Origin of the sequence: Rhizobium sp. Root1203 (genome assembly GCF_001424945.1) — a bacterium.
Taxonomy (GTDB): domain Bacteria; phylum Pseudomonadota; class Alphaproteobacteria; order Rhizobiales; family Rhizobiaceae; genus Rhizobium.
The window spans coordinates 1-4349 of the sequence record NZ_LMCW01000058.1 but is presented as its reverse complement, the minus strand read 5'-3'; the positions used below and the strand labels follow the sequence as shown (position 1 = coordinate 4349).

Annotated in this window: 4 protein-coding genes; 3 read left to right on the top strand and 1 reads right to left on the bottom strand. The window is 57.2% G+C overall.

The window, feature by feature from the left end:
- On the bottom strand, positions 1-365 hold a 365-nt coding region (locus ASC97_RS29350), incomplete at its 3' end, for a transposase (protein ID WP_200959563.1).
- 443 nt (positions 366-808) lie between these two features.
- Between ASC97_RS29350 and ASC97_RS29345 the strand changes: the two genes are divergently transcribed.
- The 3 genes from ASC97_RS29345 to ASC97_RS29335 all read left to right on the top strand — a co-directional run bounded on the left by ASC97_RS29345 (position 809) and on the right by ASC97_RS29335 (position 4118).
- The gene (locus tag ASC97_RS29345; RefSeq protein ID WP_082530224.1) at positions 809-1933 is read left to right on the top strand and encodes a helix-turn-helix domain-containing protein; all 1125 of its coding nucleotides are present in this window, start codon (positions 809-811) and stop codon (positions 1931-1933) included.
- 90 nt (positions 1934-2023) lie between these two features.
- On the top strand, positions 2024-3412 hold the full coding sequence (locus ASC97_RS29340) for a thiol-activated cytolysin family protein (protein ID WP_057471871.1): 1389 nt from the start codon (positions 2024-2026) through the stop codon (positions 3410-3412).
- A 103-nt stretch (positions 3413-3515) separates the two neighbouring features.
- Positions 3516-4118, top strand: a complete 603-nt coding sequence (locus ASC97_RS29335; RefSeq protein ID WP_057471870.1) for a M35 family metallo-endopeptidase — start codon at positions 3516-3518, stop codon at positions 4116-4118.
- Positions 4119-4349: the final 231 nt, after the last annotated feature.

Here is a 4349-nt window from a genome sequence, read left to right as displayed (position 1 = left end):
CCATTCCGCCTGTTCTCCGTTTGCCTTTTCCGCGCCCGGCGGCTCAATGTGGTGTGATCGGGCACGGCGAGATCCAATCCCATCAGCTTCAGCACAGATGCCAGCAAGCCCTCGGTCTGGCGTAATCGCAGGCCGAACACCAGACCAAGCGTCAGGGCGGTCTCGATAGCCAGATCGGAATAGCGTGGCTGGCCACCGCGTGTTGTCCGCTTCGGCGCCGGCCAGGACGACAGCGCTTCTGGTGTTATCCAAAGCGCCAGGCTGCCACGGCGGCGCAGGCCAGCCTCATATTCCGGCCAGTTCGTCACCCTGAACTTCATCTTGCCGATACGATGACGGCGGGCGGCATTGTGTTTGAAAGGCATCGGGGAAGAGACCAGTTATCGCATTCGCCAACTACCTAAGACCACGCAGGCCAGCCTCATATTCCGGCCAGTTCGTCACCCTGAACTTCATCTTGCCGATACGATGACGGCGGGCGGCATTGTGTTTGAAAGGCATCGGGGACGAGACCAGTTATCGCGTTCGCCAACTACCTAAGACCACCCGATTAATGATCCACGCAACAACGTCCATCCAAAGGGCATTTAATATTGTCTTGATTAATCCTGTGTTGACCATCTCTGGCGAAATTCATGCTCCCATGTGTTGTGGGGTTTATGATTCTGAATGCCATTGCCGAGACGCTTGAGCACCGAACGGAAGACGATCGCGTAGCGCCCGGGGAAATGGATTTCCATGCTTGGTGATGCCGACCTTGCGATTTCTATGGCTCGCCGGCCGTTAAAGACCGTATCAGGGCGACGCTATGCAACAAATCAGGTCGGATAACGCATCAGACTCTTCCAAGTCGCGAGCCTGGTCTCCAGAAATCTGGCTGTGGTCGCCGGCGGAGGGCAAGTGGACCCCCGATGCCGGGGTGCCGAGCAAAAGCGTCCAGTTGTCGTTGACCAGTGAGGAGGTGCCACAGCGCCAACGCTACGACGGTTGGACAAATATCGCGTTCTATGATTTTGAGCCGGATGCGCCTAACGATACGCAACGCTTGGATTTTAAGGCCGACACGATCGGCACGGTGACACCGACAGGCACGTTGTTCCGCTACCGCTCAGAGGCCATTTCGGGCAGCCGGCCGCCATCGAGTGCGCTGTCGAGCGCGCATGACGACATCGCTATCGGTTTGACGTTAGCAGGCGAGCGCCAGCATGCGACGTCGACCGGTGCGGCCTTGTCCGCCGGCCCCAATGATTTTTTCGTTTACGATCCGACGAAACCCTCGCGTGTGGCTTGGCGTGCCAACCATATGGCCATTGCCCTGACCTTACGGCGGAACGCGCTGGTGGAAGCCTTCAATGGCGACGTGCCGGCGGAAGAGCGGATTGTCGAAGCGCTGCATAAGTCACGATTGGCACCCTTCCTCATAGCTCAATTGCGATTGCTGGCCGAATATATCGAGCAGATGTCGTCAATGGAAAAAGGCATGGTGTTTGGCAGTGTTGCCGACCTTACTCTGGGGGCGTTGCGTTCCGTCTATCAGCAACATGGCCCCGCCGATGCGCCAATGGCGCGCCGTGCCATGTTGGTGGCGGCGACCCGTTATATCGACGCGCATCTGAACGACCTGACGCTGGACGCTGACGCCGTGGCGCGTGGTATTCATTGCTCGCGCGCTACGCTCTACCGTTGTTTCGCCGATCGCGACCTCACTGTGGCAGGTGCTATCCGCATGGCGCGGCTGGAGCGCATGGGCAAACTTTTGCAGACCGCGCCGAGCAGGACGCCGATTGCCACCCTGGCGCTGAGCAATGGCTTCGTCGATCTACGAACCTTCAATCGCCAGTTTGCCAAGCGCTTCGGCATGACACCCGGCGAGTTTCGCCGTAGCCCGCTGCGCCACGTCAGGTCGGCCCTGGCGGATTCGGATTCAGATTGATACGCGCTGCCCTCAATTGATACGCGGCTGCACTGCCGCAAATGACGTGGCGGAAGGAACATCCTACCGTTGCCATTAACGGAGGATGCCATGTCTAAGAATACAGACTACATCAACAGCCTCGACTATGATTTGGACAGACTGCTGGCGCTGGATTTGCAGCCAACATCCCAGCCCAAGTTTCCCAACCGCGAACGTGCTTCCGGCTCGGTTATCATCTGCAGCAAGCGTGAGATCAATCTCGACCAGAAGATCGAGTCGAACGCGCTGTTAAACCCCGCGGCCGGGGTGATATTTCCTGGCGCCGTAATCAAACAGGACCAGACCCTGGCGGAAGGACGCCCTACGCCATATCGTCTTGCCCGGGCACCCCTGACCCTGCGGGTGGAATTACCTGGCCTAGAAGAGCGAAGCGAACTCCGGGTCGAAATGCCGGACTACACATCCGTGTCGATCGCCATCGAGAAGACCGTCAACACCTGGCTGAAGGACACCGGCGGCTACTTTCCGCCGATGCGCGCCTTCTCAAGCTCTCATAAATCATACACCCAGGAACAGATCGGCATATCGCTGGGTTTCGGCGCCCAATGGGGCAAGAACAGTGCTACCGCCAATCTGAAGTCGTCTTCGAACGACAGCGAGACGATCGTCTACCGGGTATTCCGCCAGATCTACTACACGGTGGTCGCGCAGGATCCGCAGGAAGCCGGCGATGTCTTCGATGCCAGTGTGACCCTGTCAAAAAACAATATGCCCAACACCGAGCCGCCCGGCTATGTGCGCAGCGTCGACTACGGCAGGATCATGATCGTTCAGATGCGGACAAGCGAGCATGTGAGCGAGCATGATGCCGAAGCCGCGCTTGATATTTCGACCGGCGGTGTCGAGGTGAGTGCCGAAACCAAGGCCAAATATGAAAGCATCGCCAATGTCTCCTCATTTCAGGCGATCGTGCTTGGCGCCGGCGAGGGCTCTACACCTCTGCTGGTGGGCGAGCTCGACAAGATCCGGGAAGTCATCGAGAAGGGTATTGTCTTGTCCAAGGACAATCTCGGCTATCCGATTTCGTATGTCGTGGCGGACCTCAAATCGGCGAAGGTGTCAGAGATCAGAAATACCACCAGATATGTCGAAGTCGACCGCAAGGTCCTTTCGGATCGGCTGATCACCGTTTGCCATCGCGGCGGTTACGCGGCCAAATTCGATGTCACTTGGAACGAAGTGGATGAGGCCGCGAGCACTGACGACAAGACCGTTTTTGCCTCGAGAAGTTGGACTTCGCACGGCAAGACGAACCCCTATGATTGCACCTTGCCGCCATTTCCAGGCGACGCCCGGGACTTCATGGTGAAGGCCACGAACGACACATGGATAGCTTGGGACAAGCATCACACGGCGTTCAAATCCTATCCGACCCTCGACCGCGACAGGATTGTCACGATCCGCGGCACGACGATGAACATGACCATCGAGGACTGACGACCCGGTGATTGCCGCCGGTCTCATCACATCATCAAGCCAGCCGGAGATTCCGCGCTGACTCGTTTCGCGAGCAGTGCATTTCTCATCAAGGAGATCATCCATGTCATCCATCCATCCCCATAAATCATTCACGATCCTGGCGCTGGGCATGCTGCTTGCCGTCGCCGGCCAAGCTCACGCCACCAATTTGAAATATGACGCGAACTGCACAAAGGAGCACCGCACCTCGACGAACGAGGCATTTGCCAGAATTACGCCGATCGCCAAAAAAGCCGCGAATGCAGTTGACGGCATGACTGTGGAAAAAACGTCGCCACTTTACGAGACCTGGTTCGGCAAGGGCAACCCGACCCGGTTGACGAGAGTGCAAAGCACAATCGACGGCGTGCGCGATCTTCTACAAAGCAAGGAAACCTTCACCGTCGAATGCGTACCACAACGCTGTGACCACGGCACTTTTGCCCTGACAACCCACGGCAGGGACTATATCGGGCTGTGCGCCGCATTCTTCAAAGCACCGTTGACCGGCGAAGATTCGCGTGCCGGGACCCTACTGCACGAACTGACGCATGTGGTAGCCGGCACTCAGGACTATACTTATGGCCGGACGAATGCACAGAAACGGGCTGCCGGCAATCCCAATGAAGCCATCGACAATGCCGACAACTATGAGTTCTTCATGGAAGACTTGTCGGCAAAGTAGATTTGCACGACGTGCGAAAGGCGAAAGGACAGGTGCATGCCTGTCCCTTTGTCTTCCATCCGATATAGATTACACATGGTTGACGTTGTTGCGTGGATCATTAATCGGGTGGTCTTAGGTAGTTGGCGAATGCGATAACTGGTCTCTTCCCCGATGCCTTTCAAACACAATGCCGCCCGCCGTCATCGTATCGGCAAGATGAAGTTCAGGGTGACGAACTGGCCGGAATAT

Bases quoted from the DNA above. Each gene is read 5' to 3' on its own strand.
- ASC97_RS29345 (WP_082530224.1), top strand. From the start codon at position 809: ATGCAACAAATCAGGTCGGATAACGCATCAGACTCTTCCAAGTCGCGA.
- ASC97_RS29340 (WP_057471871.1), top strand. From the start codon at position 2,024: ATGTCTAAGAATACAGACTACATCAACAGCCTCGACTATGATTTGGAC.
- ASC97_RS29335 (WP_057471870.1), top strand. From the start codon at position 3,516: ATGTCATCCATCCATCCCCATAAATCATTCACGATCCTGGCGCTGGGC.